This is a genomic window from Pseudoxanthomonas wuyuanensis (genome assembly GCF_900215535.1).
GTDB lineage: Bacteria > Pseudomonadota > Gammaproteobacteria > Xanthomonadales > Xanthomonadaceae > Pseudoxanthomonas_A > Pseudoxanthomonas_A wuyuanensis.
Window position 1 is genome coordinate 19138 of sequence record NZ_OCND01000004.1, and the last position, 18350, is coordinate 37487.

Genomic DNA, 18350 nt, shown 5'->3' on the forward strand with positions numbered 1-18350 from the left:
ATTCCCGGCCGTCAAGCCTTGGTCCCGCCCACCGTCAGCCCCTCGATCAGCAGCGACGGCTGGCCGACGCCCACCGGCACGCTCTGACCGTCCTTGCCGCAGACGCCGACGCCCTGGTCCAGCGCCAGGTCGTGGCCGATCATCTTCACCTTCTGCATGGTCTCCGGCCCGTTGCCGATCAGCGTCGCGCCCTTGACCGGGGCGGTGACTTTGCCGTCTTCGATCAGATAGGCCTCGGTGGCCGAGAACACGTACTTGCCGCTGGTGATGTCGACCTGGCCGCCGCCGAAATTGACCGCATACAAGCCCTTCTTGACCGAACGGATCATCTCTTCCGGATCGTGCTGGCCGGCCAGCATGTAGGTATTGGTCATGCGCGGCATCGGCAGGTGCGCGAACGACTCGCGGCGGCCGTTGCCGGTGGGCGCCATGCCCATCAGCCGCGCATTGAGCGTGTCCTGCATGTAGCCGACCAGCATGCCGTCTTCGATCAGCGTGGTGCAGTTGCTCGGCGTGCCTTCGTCGTCGATGTTGAGCGAGCCGCGCCGGCCCGGCAGGGTGCCGTCGTCGACGATGGTGACGCCGGGCGAAGCCACCCGCTGGCCCATGCGGCCGGCGTAGGTGCTGGTGCCCTTGCGGTTGAAATCGCCTTCCAGGCCGTGGCCGACCGCTTCGTGCAGCAGCACGCCCGGCCAGCCGGAACCCAGCACCACCGGCATCACCCCGGCCGGCGCATCCACCGCGTCCAGGTTGACCAGCGCCTGGCGCAGCGCTTCGCGCGCCAGCTCCTCGGGTTTGCCGTCGGCGAACAGATGGGTGTACGAATAACGCCCGCCCATGCCGGCGTAGCCGGATTCGCGGCGGCCATTCTGTTCGACGATGACCTGCACGTTGAGCCGCACCAATGGACGCACGTCGGCCGCCAGCACGCCGTCGCTGCGCGCAATCAGCACCGTATCCAGGCCGCCGGACAGGCTGACCGTCACCTGCTGCACGCGCGGGTCGGCCGCGCGCAGGAACCGGTCGACGGCGCGCAGCGCCGCCACCTTGGCATCGTTGCCCATCGCGTCGATGGGATCATCGCCGCTGTACAGCTCACGGCCGCCGCCGCGCACCAGCGCATGCGGCTTGTGCGTGGAGCCATCGCGGGCAATCGCGCGCGCGGACTGCGCCGCCCCCAGCAAGGCCTGCGCGTTGATGTCGTCCGAGTACGCGAAACCGGTCTTCTCGCCCGAAATCGCACGCACGCCAACCCCTTGCTCGATCGAATGCGCGCCATCCTTGACGATACCGTCCTCGACCGTCCAGCTCTCGCGGCGCGTGTGCTGGAAATAGAGATCGCCAAAATCGATGCCCGGCCCAAGCAGGGCGCCAAACGTGCGGTCCAGGCCGCTCTGATCCAGACCGGCGGGCAACAGCAGACGGGTTTCGGCAAGGGCCAGGGATGAAGAAGTCATGAGTTCCTTGATTGGGTCGTACAACGGCAAAGACAAGCCGACGGCGCGGCGGCACAGCAGGGTCGAATCTCGGCGCAGGCGGTCGCTCAGGGCGCGCCGGCATGGTCGGTGCGGCTTGCCTGCGCCGCCCGCGACTGCTCGCGTCCCACCACTTCCACCTTCGGGTCCTTCCAGGGGCCGGTGACACGGTAGGTCTTGGCACCCATCTCGCCCAACGGCTTCCTGAGGACAGCATTGGCCACCGCGCCGACCGCCGCCCCCAGCGGACCGCCGGCGACCGCACCGACGGCAGTCAGCACGTTGGCCGATTTGGGCACGACCTCGATGGTCTGATCGAAGCGTTCGGCACGCAGGTCGGTATCGCCGCGGATGCGGATCTCGGCGGACGGGCCATCAATCACCAGATCCTGGCTGCTGGCCAGGCCGCCATTCAGATTTATCTTGCCTTCGACCCGGTTGAACGCAAAGCCCTTGGCGAAGAAATCGCTGAAATCCAGCATCAACCGTCGCCGTACCTCGGCCACGCTGAGCAGGCCCAGCACCCGGCCGGCGCCCGGTTCGACTTCCAGCAGGTGGCCATCGCGCGCGGCAATCCCGACGCTGCCCTCCAGCGCGCTCAACCGGAATGCGCCCGGGCCGCCGGCCCAGGCCAGCTCGAACGTCGCCTGGCCATGCCCGCCGCCGACGCGGTCGCGATAGCCCAGGTCATTCATCAGCGCGCCGAAATCCTGGCTGTCGATGGTGGCCGCCAGCTGCGTCCTGGCCACCGCGCCGCGACCGGTCCAACTGCCGGAGACGTCGATCCGCTGTTTGGGCGAACGCAACTGCAACTGCTCGATCTGCATGCCGGTGGCCAGCGCGCGCGTGCGCAGGCGCGCATTGCCCAAACGCGCGTCGCCGACCCGCAGGTCTTCCACCTCCAGCGACAACGCGGGAATGCTGGCCGGATCCAGTTCGTCGACCGGCGCCAATGCGGATGCCTCAGGCTCCGCGGTTGCCGCGCCGTTGCTGGCGTTGCGCCAATGCAGCCGCGACAGCTTGCCGGCGATAGGCTGCTGCGCAGCGTCCGGCACCAGCAGCGAACCGGCCAACGCAGGGCCGTCCAGGCTGACCGCCAGCGCGTTGCCGGCAGGCGCGAGTTGCAACCGGGTATCGGCAAACTCCGAACCGATCAGCAGCAGGCGGCTGGCGCTGACATCGACCCGGCGCAAGGCGGGCCCGCCGTCGCCGCTGCCGCCCTTGGCCAATGCGATCCACTCGGCCGCATCCAGCGTGTCGGTGTGTCCGGTGGCGATCAACCCCGACGCCGGCGGCGGCTCGCCTACGCTGGCGCTGCCCAGTACGACGCGAACCCCGGTCTGGTCGCCGTGGCTGCGCGCGCGCAACGCCAGCCGCTCGCCGAAAGCGACATCGATCTGGCCGCTGCCGACCGGCAACGGCGCGGTGACCGTGGTATTGAGCGGGACGGCGACTGGCTTGTTCAACGGCGCCGGCAGCGTCAACGCGGTTCCGACCAGCCCCGAGCGCAATCGCAAGCGGCTGGGAAGCGCGCTTGCAGCGCCCTGTTCGCGCGGAATCGCCACGCCGACGGTCCACTCCGACTGGCCGTGGACATACGGCTTGAGCCAGGCCAGTTCCGCTGCCCGGTCCAGCAACTCGTCGGCGTCCAGCATTGCGGCCAGATCCGCTTCGAATGCCTGTGCCGGATCCTGCACGCCGTTGCCGGCCCGCAACGACAGCACACCGGGCCGCCCCTGGTGGATCACGGCCAAATCGTCGGCGACAAAACCGTCATCGTCATAGCGGGTCTTGCCGTGCATCTGGGTAAAGGCCACATCCCAGCGTTTCTCGGTCAGTTCGGCACCGGCCAGCTCCACCGTGCCGCCAAGTTGACGTTGGCTGCGGCTGTCGCGGTCCAGCGGTTGCAGCAGGTTGAACGTGGCCCGCGCCGGCCCCTTGGCCTGCAGGTTGTCCAGGGTTTCGCCGTAGCGCGCGCGCAGGGGACTCTGTTTCAGCAGGCCCAGGAAAGCGGACGCATCGGCGGCGGCGCTGGCGCTGATCTTCAGCTCGGCGCGCTTGAATTCGGCGATGCCAGCGTCGAAGCGGGCGATATCGACGCCGGCCAGCCGCCCCTGCCCGCCCAGGGTGAAGCCATTGCCGATGAAGGCGACATCGGCATCGACCTGCTCCAGCGCCGGCCAGTCGGGCTGGAACTTGAACTGGCCGTCATGGATCCGCGCCACCGCTTCGAAACGGCCGTTGTTGTCGACGAAAGGCCACTCGTCCAGATCCCCGGACACGATGGCGCGGCCGCCGCGCACCTGCCCGCCCTGCAGCGCTGCATCAAGCCAGTCGACCGCGGCCTTGGGCATGCTGTGGTGAATCCAGAATCCCTTTGCCGCCGGTACCGGCGCGTCTTCCAGTTCTGCGGCCAGGTCGATCCAGGGCCGCGTGCCGTCGCCCTGGAACCACAGGCCACCGCGTACATGCGCACCGTAGTCCTTGCCGCGGATGTCCAGCGACGATGTGGCGATACGCCAACCGGCACCCTCGCGCCAGCCGACCAGCCTGCCGCGCAGATCGACGTCGTGCACCACCCCGAACCCGCTGGGCCAGTCGAAACGCAGTGGCGCCGCCGGATCCAGCTGCAGTTCGAAACCCTGGCCGTCGCCGTGGAACTCGCCGGCCAGCCCGCTCAATCCGGGGGCGTGGCCCACCGGCAGAAAACCCAGTCCGCTCAAACGGCCATGGCCCTGCATGGCGCCGCCGCGGGTACCGGCCAGCACCAGGTCCGATACCTGCGCAGTCGGCCGGGCCTGCGCCAGCCATTGCCGCAGATCCGGGTCGATACGGTCGCTGAGGCCCAACACCGAGAACAATGGTGCCGCGTCGATGCGGTCGGCCAGCAATGCGTACTGGCGGCCGCCGGCCAGCACCAGCCCGTCCAGCACCTGCACTGAAGGCGATCCGCCGATGCGCAGCGTGGGCGCATCGAAACGCCAGCCGCCGGACACCAGCCGCCAGCGCATGCGGCCTTCGATCCGGTCCAGTTGCAACCGCGGCGCCGGCGCGCCGGACAACGCGGCGGTACCCTCCAGTTCCACGTTGCGCAGGTGCGCCTCAATGGTCGCCAGCACCACCCGGTGCCGGCGCAGCTCCGCCCAGCCCTGCAGTTTCCCCTGCCCGCCTTCCAGGCTGACGCCGGCATGGCGCAACAGCGAAGACCATACACCGGCATCGGCCGGCTCCAGCGCCAGGTAGGCGCGGCCGTCGCCGCTGCCGCGCTGGAAATCCAGCGCCGCCAGCAACGGCGCCTCGCCTTCGCGTATCCACGCGCGGGTGCCCGCACGGACGCGGTCGCCATCCACGCGCAGCCGCAGATCGATACGCGGCAATTCGATCTCTTCCGCCAGCGAAGACGCCACCACGCGCAACCGGCCGTCGATGACCTGCAGCTCGCCCAGGCCTTCCAGACTCTTCAGCGGATCGCCGCCAGCCTGCTGTCCAGGCAGCCCGCGCACCGACCAGCCGCCGCTGCCATCGCGCTGCAGCGTCAGCGACAGTCCGCGCAGGCGCAGCTCGGTGAATGAGCGCCCCGGCAGCAACCCGGCATACATCGACACCAGCACTTCCGCCTGGCCGATCCGCACGCCGGCATCGCCCTCGCCAATCCGCAGACCATCCAGCTGCAGCAACGGACCGCGCCGCGTCCACTGGGTCTTGACGTGATCGAACGCCACCGGCCGCCCGGCGCGTTCGCTCAGCCACGCGGCCACGCGGTCCGGGTGGCGTTCGGCCAGCGGCAATACCTGGCTGGCCACGCCCAGCACCAAGGCCATGCACACCAGCGCGATGGCGATGCCATAGGCAATGCCTCGGCGGGCAAGACGCAGACGGCGGTGCATGGGGGTGGGCATCAGCATCGCGCTCCGCGTGCTGCCGGGAATGGGGAAGACCAGCCGTTCGGCTGTTGAAAACGGGGAATCGGGAATCGGGAAAACAAAGGCAACAGCCGGGGCATCGATGTTTCGCTTCTACGATTCCCGATTCCCCACTCCCGATTCCCGGCGTTAGAGCAGCACGACATCGAACTGCTCCTGCAGGTACTGGTCGTCGGCCTGGAACCGGATCGACTTGCCCAGGAATTCCTCCAGCTCGGCCACCGCCGCCGATTCCTCATCGGTGATCCGGCCCACGACCTTGGACGAGGCGATCACCAGCAGGCGCGCGGCCTCGAACTGGCGCACCGCGCGGGTGATTTCGCGGAAGATTTCGTAGGTCACCGTCTCGGCGGTCTTGATGCTGCCGCGCCCGCCGCATTCCGGACACGGCTCGGACAACTGCCGCTCCAGGCTCTCGACCGTACGCTTGCGGGTCATCTCCACCAGGCCCAGCGGCGAGAATTCGTACACCGTGGTCTTGGCGTGATCCTTGGCCAGCGCCTTTTCCAGCGTACGCAGCACCTGGCGGCGGTGCTCGGCATCGTCCATGTCGATGAAGTCGATGATGATGATGCCGCCCAGGTTGCGCAGGCGCAGCTGGCGCGCCACCGACTGCGCCGCTTCCAGGTTGGTGCGGTAGACGGTTTCCTCCAGATTGCGCTGGCCCAGGAACGAACCGGTGTTGACGTCGATGGTCGTCATCGCCTCGGTCTGGTCGATCACCAGGTAGCCGCCGGATTTCAGCGGCACCTGCTTGTCCAGCGCACGGCCGATTTCGTCTTCGACGCCGTACAGATCGAAGATGGGCCGGTCGCCGGTGTACAGCTCGATGCGTTCGGCCAGCACCGGCATGTACTTGGCCACGAACGCCTGCAGCCGCTCGTAGGTCTCGCGCGAATCGACCTTGACCTTTTCCACGTCCTTGCGGATCAGATCGCGCACCGCGCGCAGCGGCAGGCTCAGGTCTTCGTACAGGACGCTGCAGGTGGCCGATTCGCGGCCGCGCTTCTCGACGATGTTCCAGACCCGCGACAGGTAGGCCAGGTCCTCGGCCAGCGCCTCGGCCGGCTGGCCCTCGGCATTGGTACGGATGATGTAGCCGTGGCCGCCATGCTGGGCCGACAGCTCGGTCACCAGCGACTTGAGCCGCAGGCGTTCGGCTTCGTCCTCGATCCGCGCCGACACCCCGACCACCCGGGACTGCGGCAGCAGCACCAGGTAGCGCGAGGGAATGCTGATCTGGGTGGTCAGGCGCGCGCCCTTGCTGCCGATGGGATCCTTGACCACCTGCACCACGATGTCCTGGCCATCGCGCAGCAGATCCATGATCGGCACCGCGGGCGGCACCGGCAGCGGCGGGTCTTCGGTGTCGCCGTTGGCCACCGGCGCAGGACGCACGATGTCGTTGGCATGCAGGAATGCCGCGCGCTCCAGCCCGACTTCGACAAAGGCGGCCTGCATGCCAGGCATCACCCGCTGCACCTTGCCCTTGTAGATGTTGCCGACCACGCCGCGGCGCCAGCCGCGTTCGATGTGCAGCTCCTGCAGCATGCCGTTTTCGATGACCGCCACACGGGTTTCGCGCGGGGTGACGTTGACCAGGATTTCTTCCGACATAAGCGCGTCAAACGTCCGAGGGGGCCGAACTGGAAACCGCACGCGGGCCGGGCCCGCCTGCGCTGGCTGCGGCACTGGCCGCAAACGCCGGGGGCGGCGCGCTGACATCGATGCCGAATTCGCGCAGCAGGCGCGATGTCTCGTACAGCGGCAGCCCCATCACCCCGGAAAAACTGCCGTTCAAGCGGCTGACGAAACGCTCCGCATGGCCCTGGATGCCGTAGGCGCCGGCCTTGCCCATCGCCTCACCGGTGGCCAGGTAGGCCGCGATATCGGTTTCGGACAGCTCGGCGAAGGTGACCTCCGATTCGGACACCGCCTGCGCCTCGCGGCCCGCGCTGACCAGCGACACCGCCGAAACGACCCGGTGGCTGCGCCCGGACAGGCTGCGCAACATGGCCGCGGCGCCGGCCTCGTCGGCCGGCTTGCCATAGACGCGATCATCCAGGATGACTTCGGTATCGGCGCCCAGCACCACCGCGCCGGGCGTGGCCAGCACGGTCAGCAGGCCGGCGCCGGCCTTTTCGCGGGCGACCCGGCGCACGTATTCTTCGGCCGGCTCCCCCGGCTGGCGCTGTTCCGGAATATCGAGATCGAGCAGGCCGAAACGCAGCCCCAGACGGGTCAGCAGTTCGGCGCGGCGGGGGGATTTGGAGGCCAGATAAAGCATCCGCGCAAGAATAACCCGTGACACCTGACTGAACGGCTGTTGTTTCCGATGACGATGCGATAACCCCGGACAGGGTCACAGCGCGTTCATCCTGTCCTGACCAACCTGCTTCCACCTTCAAGGAGAACCCGAATGCGTACCCATTCCATCCGCCCGCTGTTGCTTGCCCTGTCCCTTGCCCTAGGAGCCGTGACCATGACCGCCCATGCCCAGGCCATTCCCGGCTATGCCGTCGCCACCGATGGCACCTTGCTGAACGTTTCGGCGCAGGCGGAAGCCTCGCGGATGCCGGATGTAGCGACCATTTCCGCCGGCGTGGTGACCCAGGCGGTGGACGGCAATGCCGCCATGCGCCAGAACGCCGAGCAGATGGCCAAGGTGGTCGCCGCCATCAAGGCCGCCGGCATCGCCGACAAGGATGTGCAGACCAGCGGCATCAATCTGAATCCGCAGTACCGCTACGCCGAGAACGAGGCGCCGAAGATCACCGGCTACCAGGCCAGCAACACGGTCAGCCTGAAGGTGCGCGACATCGCCAACCTGGGCAAGGTGCTGGATGCGCTGGCGGCGGTGGGCGCCAATCAGATCAACGGCCCCAGCTTCCAGATCGACCAGCCCGATCCGGTCTATGACGAAGCCCGCCTGGCCGCACTGAAAAAGGCCCAGGCTCGCGCCGAGACCTACGCCAAGGCGCTGGGCCTGCGCGTGCGCCGCATCGTCAGCATTTCCGAAGGCGGCGGCGGTGGCTTCCCGCCGGTGCCGATGGTGCAGATGCGCGCCGTGGCAATGGACAAGGCGGAGTCCACCTCGGTCTCGCCGGGCGAAACCACGCTGACCGTCAATCTGGATGTGGTGTTCGAACTGGGCAAGTAAGCGCCGGGAGTCGGGGACCGGGGACCGGGGACCGGGGACCGGGGACCGGGGACCGGGGACCGGGGAAAGGCTCGGTCTCCGGCTCCCTCTTGTCAAACTGACTGGCGTCGAATCTCGACTGCCTTCTCCTTCTTGGAGAAGGTGCCCGAAGAGCCTGTCCGCTACTCCCCCGCCCCCCCTTGCCAACCCCCTCCGGCCGGGTGCAATCTCGGGCTGCGGCGCAATGGAGTTGCAACCCCGCACTCCGCGGCCGTGCGTTGTTCCTTTCACAGTCCTGCTGGAGGTGGATCATGGTTCGCGCACTACCCTTCCGTTCGTCTTCCCGTCCCGACTTCGCCCGCATCCTGGCCATCGCCACCGCCATTGCGGTGCATGTGCTGGCGATGATGCTGTTGCTGATGCCGCTGGCCGGCCCGCAACCGGAAAGAATCACCGCCCCGAGCAAGATTCCGCCGTGGGTGATCCCGGTCGAACCCGTAAAGCCGCCCGATCCCCCCGAACTCGTCCAGCCGAAAAAACCGCTGCCGCCGCAACCAGTGGTCATCCAACGCGTCCAGCCGAAGGAAACACCGCAACCGCCCGTCATCGTCGATCAGGGGCACGTGCGCGCCATCGACATCCCCGCGGTGCAGAGCGAGGGTCCGGTGGGCGATGACGCGGTACCTGATGTCTCACCGATGTTGATGGGCGCACAGTTGCGCTACGCCAAGGCGCCATCGCCGCCCTACCCCATCGATGCCCTGCGCGTCGGCGCCCAGGGCACGGTGATGCTGAAGATCCTGGTCGATACCGACGGCACTCCTGTGGAGGTCAGCATTGAAACCAGCAGCGGCAACAAATCGCTGGATCGCCAGGCCCGCCAGCATGTGTTGAAGCACTGGCGCTTCGAGCCGGCAGTGCGCGATGGCCGGCCGGTGCAGGCCTACGGTCTGGTGCCGATTGCCTTCACGCTGCAATAAGCGCCGTTTCCTGCAAGACCACGGAAGCCCGCCATTGGCGGGCTTCCGCTTTTTGCCGTAGGGCGGGCCTCGGTCCGCCATTGCCATCTTTCGGACCGCCGCATCCACTATCGAAACCGCGCCACAGCGACCGGGATGGCGGCAGGACGCGGCGGCGGGCCCAAGACCCGCCCTGCGCGGCGGTTCGCTCAGGCGCGGTGGTAGGGGTGATTGGCCAGCATTGCCGCGGCCCGGTAGACCTGTTCGGCCACCAGCAACCGCGCCAGCATATGCGGCAAGGTCAGCGGCCCCAGCGACCAGGTTTCGTTGGCCATCGCCAGCACTTCGGCGGCGTGGCCTTCCGGGCCGCCGATCAGGAACGCCAGATCGCGGCCCTGGCCGCGCCAGTGCTCCAACCGCTGCGCCAGCTGTTCGGACGTGTAAGCCCTGCCGGTCACTTCCAGCGCCACTACATGGGCGTTCTTCGGCAACGCGGCCAGCACCCGTCGACCTTCGTCGTCGATGGCGCGCTGCGCATCGCGGCCCTTGCCGCGCAGGCCGGGCTCGATTTCGACCAGTTCCAGCGGCAGCCAGTGCGACAGCCGCTTCTGGTATTCGGCGAACCCCTGCGCCACCCAGCCGGGCGCGCGTTCGCCGGTGGCGATCAGCTTGGCTTTCATCCAGTTCTTCTCTCAAGTGCGGGGGGAACGCCTTTGTGGAATCCGGTGGCCAAGGCAGTGCGGGACACGCCGTAAACACCCGCTGCGCGGGTCCGGCCCGCCATCGCAGATGGCGGGCGTTCGGCTGCGCGCGAAGCCGTGCTTCGCAAACGCTTGCCTCTCCCCTGTGGGCTCTCCCGCGGCATCCATGCCGCGGACGGTCCCGCACCACCCTGGCCACCGGCTTCTGGACACTTGTTCGGCACTCGAAGAACGGCCGTCCGAAGTCGCGACCTGTCATCTGCCCAAAGGCGACGGCCGGCGGGCTGGGGGTGCGGAGAGCAGGCCAGGGGTGAGCCAAGGCGGCTTGCGCGGCACTGCCGCGCGCCTTGGCGAACGCCCGGCGCGCTGCGCCGGGCCGGTTCGGGCCGCGAAGCGGAACGAGCCTGCGGCCCGACCGAGAGCGGGTTATGGCCTTTGGGATGAGATGCGTTGCGCGCCAGCGCCGTTGCAGCAAGGCGGCCGGCGCCGTCCTTGGGTGGTGCCCAAGGCAAGCCGGGCAACGCGGCTGCGGCGGCGCTGGCACGCAACCCGTCGGGAAGGCTGCTGTCGCGGCGCCATGCCGCGTTGCACACCTTGCCCAGGCAACCAGCCTGACCGGCGGCGTGCGCCTTGCCTGCCACCGCGACAGCAGCCTTCGCACTCACCCCAAAGGCCATAACACGCTCTTAAGACACGACGTCGTCAGGAGGGCGGAGCACCCCCAGCCTGACGACCGGCGACTCCCGCCGAAGCCGACATGCCCATAAACGGGAGAAGAACCTTTCATCCGCGCATGATAGCCGCGTCGCAGTTCCGGCCATCGACAGGCAAGAGACATGCCTTTGTCATCTGCCTGTTACACGCGCTTTCTAGCGTCGCAGGCTCCCCCAGCCAGCAGGAGCCGCATGATGCCCGTCTTCGATCCCGCCCGCCGACACCTCCTCAAAGGCAGCGCCGCTGCGATGGCCGCCGGTGCCCTCGGCAGCCTGGGCGCGCTGCAGGCGCGCCAGGCGATGGCCACCCAAAACCCCGACCCGGTCCGGTTGGCGCCGGTGCCCAGCCGCTACGGTCCGTTGGCGCCAGTGGCCGACCGCAGCACCGGGCTGCCGTTGTTGCTGCTGCCGAAAGGTTTCAGCTACCGCTCCTTCGGCTGGAGCGGCGATCGCATGGACGATGGCCAGCCCTGCCCGGATCGCCACGACGGCATGGCGGTGGTCGGCATGCGCCACCCACGCAACCGTCCCGGCCGCGGCCGCGGCGGCAAGCACGGCCCGGAATATGTGCTGATCCGCAACCACGAACGCGGCGCCGGCACGCCTATCCAGGCGCCCGGCATGTACGACAGCGGCGTCGTCAGCAACGGCCTGCAGGCCGCTGGCGGCACCACCACGCTGACCTACCGCGATGGCAGTTGGGGAGCTCTCGAACCCAGCCTGGGCGGCACCCTGGTCAATTGCGCCGGCGGACCGACGCCGTGGGGCACCTGGTTGAGTTGCGAAGAGATCAAGACCGATGCCCGCTCCAGCACCGGCCAACGGCATGGCTATGTGTTCGAGGTGGACCCGGACAGCGAACGCACCAGCGGGCGGCCGCTGATCGGACTGGGCCGTTTCAGCCATGAGGCGGTGGCGGTGGATCCGCGCACCGGCATCGTCTACCTGACCGAGGACGACCGCAACAAGTCCGGCCTGTACCGCTTCATTCCCAACGACCGACGCGGCCGCAACGGCTCGCTGGAGAACGGCGGACGCCTGCAGGCCGCACGCGTGCGCGGCCGCCGCAACGCCGATCTGACCGTGGCCGGCATCGGCGACGAGTACGCGCTGGAATGGGTCGATGTTCCGGACCCGGACCTGGACACCATCGCTGCACCGGCCGGCTTTCCCGACGTTTCCGCCGGCGATACGCTGAGCGGCCCATTCGCGCAGGCCTGGGCCGAGGGCGCGTTGCGGATGAGCCGCGGCGAGGGTATCTGGTACAGCTACGGCAAGATGTTCATCGTCGATACCAGCACCGGCGTGGACAGCCAGGGCCGCAAGGGTCGCGGCAACGGCGCGGTATGGGTGCTGGACCTGTTCACCCAGCGCCTGAAGGCGCTGTTCGTCAGCGGCAACCAGCTGGCCGCGCACAACCCGGACAACCTGACCGTCAGCGCGCGCGGCGGCGTGCTGCTGTGCGAAGACGGCGGCGAGAGCCCGGACGACTACGGCCCCGGTTCGCGCCTGATCGGGCTGACCCGCGCCGGCGAGTCGTTCTACTTCTGCAAGAACAACGTGGCGCTGACCTCGACCCAGATCGGCAACGCCGGCAAGACGGTGGCCGAGGGCGACTACCGCGGCAGCGAGTTCTGCGGCGCCTGCTGGGACCCGCTTTCGCGCACGTTGTTCGTCAACGTGCAGTCGCCGGGCATCACCTTGGCCATCACCGGCCCGTGGGAGCGCGGGCCGCTGTAGCCGCCGCTGCGGGCCGCGGCTCGCCGCAGACGGAAGAACGGCGCCCCTGGGCGCCGTTCTGCTGCGTCAGTCGCCGTCCCGCGACGCTTGGCCGTCGTCCGGCGGCTGGTCGCCGACCGTCCACAGGCGTTCCAGCGCATAGAACTCGCGCACCCGTGGCAGCATGACGTGGACGATCACATCGCCCAGGTCCACCAGCACCCATTCGGCCTCGCGCTCGCCTTCCACGCCCAGCGGCATCACGTCCAGCTTCTTGGCGTATTTGACCACTTCATCGGCGATCGACTTGACGTGGCGGGTGGAAGTGCCCGACGCGATGACCAGGTAGTCGGCAACGCTGGATTTGCCGCGCACATCGATTTCGACGACATCCTTGGCTTTGAGTTCTTCCACCGCCGAATGCACGTTGGCAAGCAGGTCCGGCAAGGCCGGGGGCGGGCTGGGAAGACGGGTCTTGATGACTTGTGCTTGGCTGGACAAAGGTTTGCTGGCTCCGGGAATGCAGCCGAATTATACCGAAACCGGCGCTGGCCCTACCGTGAAGTACAGCCTTCTATCGGCAATGTAGTCCGCCACCGCGGCAGGCACCAGTTCGCGCCAGGCCAGTCCGGCGGCGATGCGGTGACGGATATCGCTGGCCGATTCGGGCTGCAACGGCTGGCGCAGAAGGAAGATGCGGCCTGCCGGCTCGGCTTCCAGCGCCTGCGGCCGCTCGACCCAGCGCGATGCCGTCCATTCGGCCAACGGCGCAGGCAGGCTGCCTTCAATCCGGATGCCCGGGCGGTCGGCGACGACGAAATGCGCCAGTTCGAACAGTTCGCGCCATTCGCGCCAACTTGGCAGGCCGACGAAGCTGTCGGCGCCGACCAGCAACGCCACCGGTACGGCCGCCCCGCGTTCGGCGCGCAGCGCGCGCAAGGTGTCGACGCTGTAGGAACGGCTTTCCGGGTCGCGCGCCGCGCGCTGCAGCTCGCGCCGGTCCACCTGCAGCCCCGCTTCTCCGGCCAGCGCCAGCTCCAGCATCTGCGCGCGCTGCATGGCGTCCGCACCCGGCGGCGGCCGGTGCGGCGGATCCGCGGCCGGCATCAGATTGACCGGGCACCCCAGTTCGTCGCGGGCGGCACGGGCAATGGCCAGGTGGCCGTTGTGAACCGGGTCGAAGGTGCCGCCATAGAAAAGCTGGAGCCGGGAGCGGCCCACGGCGGAGGGCGGAGGGGAAAAGGCAGGAGGAGGTTCAGGCACTTCGGCGTTCCGCCCTGCCGGTTCCGTTGCCGCCATCAGGCGACAAGCAGCCTGACGGCTTTCGCTTCGGCGATCGCCAGCAGCAGGCGCTCCAGCGCCACCCAGCCGTCGCCGTCGGCGCGGCCCTTGGCGATGCGGTCGATGCGCGAGGCCTCGGCGGCGAAGCGTTCCCACTGCTGCGGATCCGGATGCCGCTGCAGCGCACGCTTGAACGGCGCCTGCTTGCTCTCCCAGATGCCCTGGGCCTTCATTTCGCCAGCGAGATTGCCGCCGCGCGCCTGCACCTGGGCCAGCACCGCGGTGCGCAGCAGCTCCTTGGTCACCATCGGCATCAACCCGGCCACCACGTCGCCCTCGGCGCGCAGGCCGGCCAGCATCCGCGACACCAGTTGCCCCTGGCCGGCAAGCATCGCATCGGTCAGGCGGAACACGTCGTAACGCGCCGCGTCGGCCACCAGCGATTCCATCGCCGGCCCATCCAGGCTCTGGCCATCGCTGAGCAGCGCAAGCTTGTCGATTTCCTGCGCGGCCGCCAGCAGGTTGCCTTCGACCCGCTCGGCCAGCCGCTGCACCGCATCGCGTCCGGCGCGCACGCCCCTGGCGCGCAGCCGGCTTTCGATCCACCCGGGCAATTCGTGCGGCTTGATCGCCCAGGCCACCGCAATCGCGCCGATGCGGCCGATAGCGTCGGCCCACTTGCCGTGATGGGCCTTGCTCCACTCGCCGGCGGTAATCAGCAGGATCACGTCCGGTGGCGGATTGGCGCAGAAACTGGCGATGACCTCCGCGCCCTCCTTGCCGGGCTTGCCGGTGGGCAGACGCAGTTCCACCAGGCGCCGGGCGCTGAACAGGCTGGGCGCGTTGAACGCTGCATCCAGTGCGTTCCAGTCGAAATCACGGCCATCGGCATCGAACACTTCCCGTTCGCCGATGCCCTGGGCGCGCGCCTGCGCGCGCACCGCGTCGGCCGCTTCCAGCACGCGCAGGGTTTCCGGGCCGGCAATCAGGTAAACCGGCAGCAGCTCATCCTGCGGTCCGCGCGCGAGCAGCTGTTCCGGCTTGAGTTCCATTACGGCGTTTCGGGTTCGGGCGAATCGGTATCGGACGCTGGTTGCACCGGCGGGCCGGCCCGCACCACCCCATCGACCCGGCGCAGGATCGATTCGGCCATCTCGCGGCGCAGTTCGTCGGCAAGAATCTCGCGCTCGGTGCTGGTACCGGTCACGTTGGAGGGCTGGGACACATAATCGCGCGACAGTTCGACCACCTGCTGCGGCACCAGTTCGGAACCGTCCGCCCGCTGCAGGACGAAGATCGCGGCAAAACGCAACGAGTACTCCTGGGAACGGCCGAACTGATCGATGCTGATCGGGCGATCGCCCCAGCGCTCGGAAACGATGCGCAGCGTGGCCACCTGCTTCTGGCTCTCGTCCGCGATGACCGCGCCGGAGGCCCGCAAACCGGTTGCCACCATATCGGCCAGCGGACTGTAGCGGGTCGAAGAAGTCACCCGCACCGGCCCCAGATCGTCCGGCAACGAGATCTTGCTGCGCAGATGGAAACCGCAGCCCGAAAGGATCAGGGCGGCGGCAGCGAAGGCGAGCAGGCGGGCAGGCGGATGGAATAGGGTCATGGGCGAAGTCTGGACGAGCCCGGCAGGGGCAGCAAGGGGGAAACAGGCCCTAGCCTGCCCGATGCCGCGTGAATGGCGGTTGAGACGCTGCGCCTTTACCCCGCCACGATGTTGACGATCTTGCCCGGCACGATGATGACCTTGCGGATCGTCGCATCCTGCAGGAACTTGGCGGTATTGGGCTCGGCCCTGGCCAGCGATTCGACCAGATCGCGCGGGGCGTCGGCGGCGACCTCGATGGTGCCGCGCAGCTTGCCGTTGACCTGCACCGCCAGGGTCACCGAATCGCGCACCAGCGCCGCCGGATCGGCCTGCGGGAACGGCACATCCTCCAGCAACGTCTCCGGGTGACCCAGCGCCTGCCACAGGGCATGGCTGGTATGCGGCGTGATCGGATTCAGCAACAGCACCATCGCTTCCAGCGCCTGCTGCCGCAGCGCGCGGCCGTTGCCGCTGGCGTCGTCGAACTTGCCCAGCGCGTTGGACAGTTCCATCACCGCGGCGATGGCGGTATTGAAGCTGTGCCGCTTGCCGTAATCGTTGCCGACCTTGTCGATGGTTTCGTGGATCTTGCGGCGCAGCGCCTTCTGCTCCGGCGTCAGCGCGCCCAGGTCGGCAGCCGGCGCGGCGCCATCGGCGGCATGCTTGTGCGCCTGCGTCCACAGCCGGCGCAGGAACCGCGCCATGCCTTCCACGCCGGCCTCGTTCCACTCCAGCGACTGTTCCGGCGGCGCGGCGAACATCGAGAACAGCCGCACCGTGTCGGCGCCGTACTTGTCCACCATGGCCTGCGGGTCGACGCCGTTGTTCTTGGACTTGGCCATCTTCTCGCTGCCGCCAATCTGCACCGGCTGGCCGTCGGCGATCAGGGTCGCGCCGATCGCGCGCCCGCGTTCGTCGCGCTGTACCTCGACATCGGCCGGATTGAACCATTCCCGGCCCCCGGTTGCCGATTCCCGGTAGTACGTGTCGGCAATGACCATGCCCTGGCACAGCAGGTTGACGGCCGGTTCGTTGCTGTCGACCAGGCGCGCGTCGCGCAGCAGCTTGTGATAGAAGCGGAAGTACATCAGGTGCAGGATGGCGTGCTCGATGCCGCCGATGTACTGGTCCACCGGCAGCCAGTGGTTGCCGCGCTTGTCCACCATGTCCCTGGCGCCCGGCGAGGTGTAGCGGGCGTAGTACCAGCTGGATTCCATGAAGGTATCGAAGGTGTCGGTCTCGCGCTCGGCCGCGCCGCCGCATTGTGGGCAGGTGGTCTTGCGCCATTCCGGATCGGCCTTGATCGGCGACTTCACGCCGTCCAGCGTCACGTCCTCCGGCAGCACCACCGGCAGATCCGATTCCGGCACCGGCACCGCGCCGCATTGGCCGCAGTAGATCACCGGGATCGGGCAGCCCCAATAGCGCTGGCGCGAGACGCCCCAGTCGCGCAGGCGGTAGTTGATGCGGCGCTGGCCGCGGCCCTGGCGCTCGAAACGTTCGGCCAGCGCTTCGAAGGCGCCGCGATAGTCCAGGCCGTCGAACTCGCCGGAGTTGACCAGTTCCAGATCCTCGCGGGTCTTGTCGGCGTACCAGTCGCGCCAGGTGCCGGCGTCGTAGCTCCTTTCGTCGTCGTTCTTCGGCGACTTCAACGCGATGACCTGCCGGATCGGCAGCCCGTACTTGTGCGCGAACTCGAAATCGCGCTGGTCGTGCCCGGGCACCGCCATCACCGCGCCGGTTCCGTAGCCCATCAGCACGAAGTTGGCGATCCACACCGGTACGGTTTCGCCGGTGACCGGGTGCACGGCGCGCAGGCCGGTATCGATGCCGCGCTTTTCCTGGGTTTCCAGTTCAGCCTCGGACACCCCGCCATGCCTGAGTTCTTCCAGGAACGCGGCCACCTCCGGACTGGCGGCCGCCGCCTTGTGCGCCAGCGGGTGTTCGCCGGCGATGGACAGGAAGGTTACCCCCATCAACGTGTCCGGACGGGTGGTGAACACGGTCAGCACGTCGCTGGCGCCCTCCACCGCGAACGAGATCTCAAGCCCTTCGGAGCGGCCGATCCAGTTGCGCTGCATGGTCTTGACCGCATCCGGCCAGCCCGGCAGATCGTCCAGCCCGTCCAGCAGTTCCTGCGCGTAGTCGGTGATGCGCAGGAACCATTGCGGAATCTCGCGCTTCTCGACGATGGCGCCCGAGCGCCAGCCGCGGCCATCGATGACCTGTTCGTTGGCCAGCACGGTCTGGTCCACCGGGTCCCAGTTCACCACCGAGTTCTTGCGGTAGGCCAGGCCCTTGCGCAGCAGCCGCACGAACATGCGCTGCTCGTGCACGTAGTAATCCGGATTGCAGGTGGCGAATTCGCGCGACCAGTCGATGGCGTAGCCCAGCGACTTCAGCTGGCTGCGCATGTGTTCGATGTTGGCGTAGGTCCACTTGGCCGGGGCGGTCCGGTTCTTGATCGCCGCGTTCTCGGCCGGCAGGCCGAACGCGTCCCAGCCCATCGGCTGCAGCACGTTCTTGCCGGTCATGCGCTGGTAGCGGCTGATCACATCGCCGATGGTGTAGTTGCGCACGTGGCCCATGTGCAGCGCGCCGGACGGATACGGCAGCATCGACAGGCAGAAGAACTTGGGCTTGTCGGAGCGCTCGTCGACCTCGAACGCGCGCTTGTCGTCCCAGTAGCTCTGGGCGGCGGCTTCAACGGACTTCGGGTCGTAGGAAACGGGTTCGGCGGCAACGGACATGGCGGAGGCTGGCGGGACTGCGGCGGCAAAGCATGCAAGGGTACCGCAGCGCACAAATCCCCGCCATTGCAACGGCTAAGATGGGCCATTCCC

General features: G+C 68.1%; 13 protein-coding genes. 3 read left to right on the plus strand and 10 right to left on the minus strand.

What is annotated here, in order from left to right; all coding sequences use genetic code 11:
* Nucleotides 1–11: 11 nt before the first annotated feature.
* The 4 genes from tldD to CRO39_RS09460 form a co-directional block, all read right to left on the minus strand.
* Nucleotides 12–1457: a metalloprotease TldD gene (tldD, locus tag CRO39_RS09445; RefSeq protein ID WP_097121998.1), complete on the minus strand. Its 1446-nt coding sequence runs from the start codon at nt 1455–1457 to the stop codon at nt 12–14.
* 86 nt (nt 1458–1543) lie between these two features.
* A complete protein-coding gene (locus CRO39_RS09450) occupies nt 1544–5374 on the minus strand; it encodes a YhdP family protein (RefSeq protein WP_097121999.1) in 3831 nt (1276 codons plus the stop codon).
* Nucleotides 5375–5527: 153 nt separating this feature from the next.
* A complete protein-coding gene (gene rng / locus CRO39_RS09455; protein WP_097121669.1) occupies nt 5528–7015 on the minus strand; it encodes a ribonuclease G in 1488 nt (495 codons plus the stop codon).
* Between the two features lie 7 nt (nt 7016–7022).
* Nucleotides 7023–7685 carry a Maf family protein gene (locus CRO39_RS09460; protein WP_097121670.1) on the minus strand — a complete coding sequence of 221 codons (663 nt, stop codon included), beginning with the start codon at nt 7683–7685 and terminating at the stop codon, nt 7023–7025.
* A gap of 132 nt (nt 7686–7817) precedes the next feature.
* On the opposite strand from CRO39_RS09460, the gene CRO39_RS09465 reads away from it, so the two are divergent.
* Nucleotides 7818–8558, plus strand: coding sequence for an SIMPL domain-containing protein (locus CRO39_RS09465; RefSeq protein WP_097121671.1), 741 nt, complete (start codon nt 7818–7820; stop codon nt 8556–8558).
* A gap of 290 nt (nt 8559–8848) precedes the next feature.
* Nucleotides 8849–9517, plus strand: coding sequence for an energy transducer TonB (locus tag CRO39_RS09470; RefSeq protein WP_097121672.1), 669 nt, complete (start codon nt 8849–8851; stop codon nt 9515–9517).
* 188 nt (nt 9518–9705) lie between these two features.
* Here the strand turns inward: CRO39_RS09470 and rlmH are convergent, their stop codons facing one another.
* On the minus strand, nt 9706–10176 hold the full coding sequence (rlmH, locus tag CRO39_RS09475) for a 23S rRNA (pseudouridine(1915)-N(3))-methyltransferase RlmH (protein ID WP_097121673.1): 471 nt from the start codon (nt 10174–10176) through the stop codon (nt 9706–9708).
* 929 nt (nt 10177–11105) lie between these two features.
* Here rlmH and CRO39_RS09480 point away from each other — a divergent pair.
* A complete protein-coding gene (locus CRO39_RS09480) occupies nt 11106–12650 on the plus strand; it encodes an alkaline phosphatase PhoX (protein WP_097122000.1) in 1545 nt (514 codons plus the stop codon).
* 66 nt (nt 12651–12716) lie between these two features.
* Here the strand turns inward: CRO39_RS09480 and rsfS are convergent, their stop codons facing one another.
* The 5 genes from rsfS to leuS all read right to left on the minus strand — a co-directional run bounded on the left by rsfS (nt 12717) and on the right by leuS (nt 18257).
* Nucleotides 12717–13130 carry a ribosome silencing factor gene (gene rsfS / locus CRO39_RS09485; protein WP_097121674.1) on the minus strand — a complete coding sequence of 138 codons (414 nt, stop codon included), beginning with the start codon at nt 13128–13130 and terminating at the stop codon, nt 12717–12719.
* Nucleotides 13131–13160: 30 nt separating this feature from the next.
* On the minus strand, nt 13161–13928 hold the full coding sequence (gene nadD, locus CRO39_RS09490) for a nicotinate-nucleotide adenylyltransferase (RefSeq protein WP_097121675.1): 768 nt from the start codon (nt 13926–13928) through the stop codon (nt 13161–13163).
* A complete protein-coding gene (gene holA / locus CRO39_RS09495) occupies nt 13928–14962 on the minus strand; it encodes a DNA polymerase III subunit delta (RefSeq protein ID WP_097121676.1) in 1035 nt (344 codons plus the stop codon). The genes nadD and holA overlap by 1 nt, the downstream gene beginning before the upstream one ends.
* Nucleotides 14962–15525 carry an LPS-assembly lipoprotein LptE gene (locus CRO39_RS09500; RefSeq protein WP_097121677.1) on the minus strand — a complete coding sequence of 188 codons (564 nt, stop codon included), beginning with the start codon at nt 15523–15525 and terminating at the stop codon, nt 14962–14964. The genes holA and CRO39_RS09500 overlap by 1 nt, the downstream gene beginning before the upstream one ends.
* A gap of 95 nt (nt 15526–15620) precedes the next feature.
* Nucleotides 15621–18257, minus strand: a complete 2637-nt coding sequence (gene leuS, locus CRO39_RS09505; protein ID WP_097121678.1) for a leucine--tRNA ligase — start codon at nt 18255–18257, stop codon at nt 15621–15623.
* Between the last annotated feature and the right edge of the window lie 93 nt (nt 18258–18350).

What these genes read in the sequence shown, in the direction of transcription:
- CRO39_RS09450 (WP_097121999.1), bottom strand. Translation starts at nt 5,374, where the DNA reads ATGCCCACCCCCATGCACCGCCGTCTGCGTCTTGCCCGCCGAGGCATT.
- CRO39_RS09460 (WP_097121670.1), bottom strand. Translation starts at nt 7,685, where the DNA reads ATGCTTTATCTGGCCTCCAAATCCCCCCGCCGCGCCGAACTGCTGACC.
- nadD (WP_097121675.1), bottom strand. Translation starts at nt 13,928, where the DNA reads ATGGCGGCAACGGAACCGGCAGGGCGGAACGCCGAAGTGCCTGAACCT.
- holA (WP_097121676.1), bottom strand. Translation starts at nt 14,962, where the DNA reads ATGGAACTCAAGCCGGAACAGCTGCTCGCGCGCGGACCGCAGGATGAG.
- CRO39_RS09465 (WP_097121671.1), top strand. Translation starts at nt 7,818, where the DNA reads ATGCGTACCCATTCCATCCGCCCGCTGTTGCTTGCCCTGTCCCTTGCC.
- rng (WP_097121669.1), bottom strand. Translation starts at nt 7,015, where the DNA reads ATGTCGGAAGAAATCCTGGTCAACGTCACCCCGCGCGAAACCCGTGTG.
- tldD (WP_097121998.1), bottom strand. Translation starts at nt 1,457, where the DNA reads ATGACTTCTTCATCCCTGGCCCTTGCCGAAACCCGTCTGCTGTTGCCC.
- CRO39_RS09500 (WP_097121677.1), bottom strand. Translation starts at nt 15,525, where the DNA reads ATGACCCTATTCCATCCGCCTGCCCGCCTGCTCGCCTTCGCTGCCGCC.
- CRO39_RS09470 (WP_097121672.1), top strand. Translation starts at nt 8,849, where the DNA reads ATGGTTCGCGCACTACCCTTCCGTTCGTCTTCCCGTCCCGACTTCGCC.
- rlmH (WP_097121673.1), bottom strand. Translation starts at nt 10,176, where the DNA reads ATGAAAGCCAAGCTGATCGCCACCGGCGAACGCGCGCCCGGCTGGGTG.
- CRO39_RS09480 (WP_097122000.1), top strand. Translation starts at nt 11,106, where the DNA reads ATGCCCGTCTTCGATCCCGCCCGCCGACACCTCCTCAAAGGCAGCGCC.
- leuS (WP_097121678.1), bottom strand. Translation starts at nt 18,257, where the DNA reads ATGTCCGTTGCCGCCGAACCCGTTTCCTACGACCCGAAGTCCGTTGAA.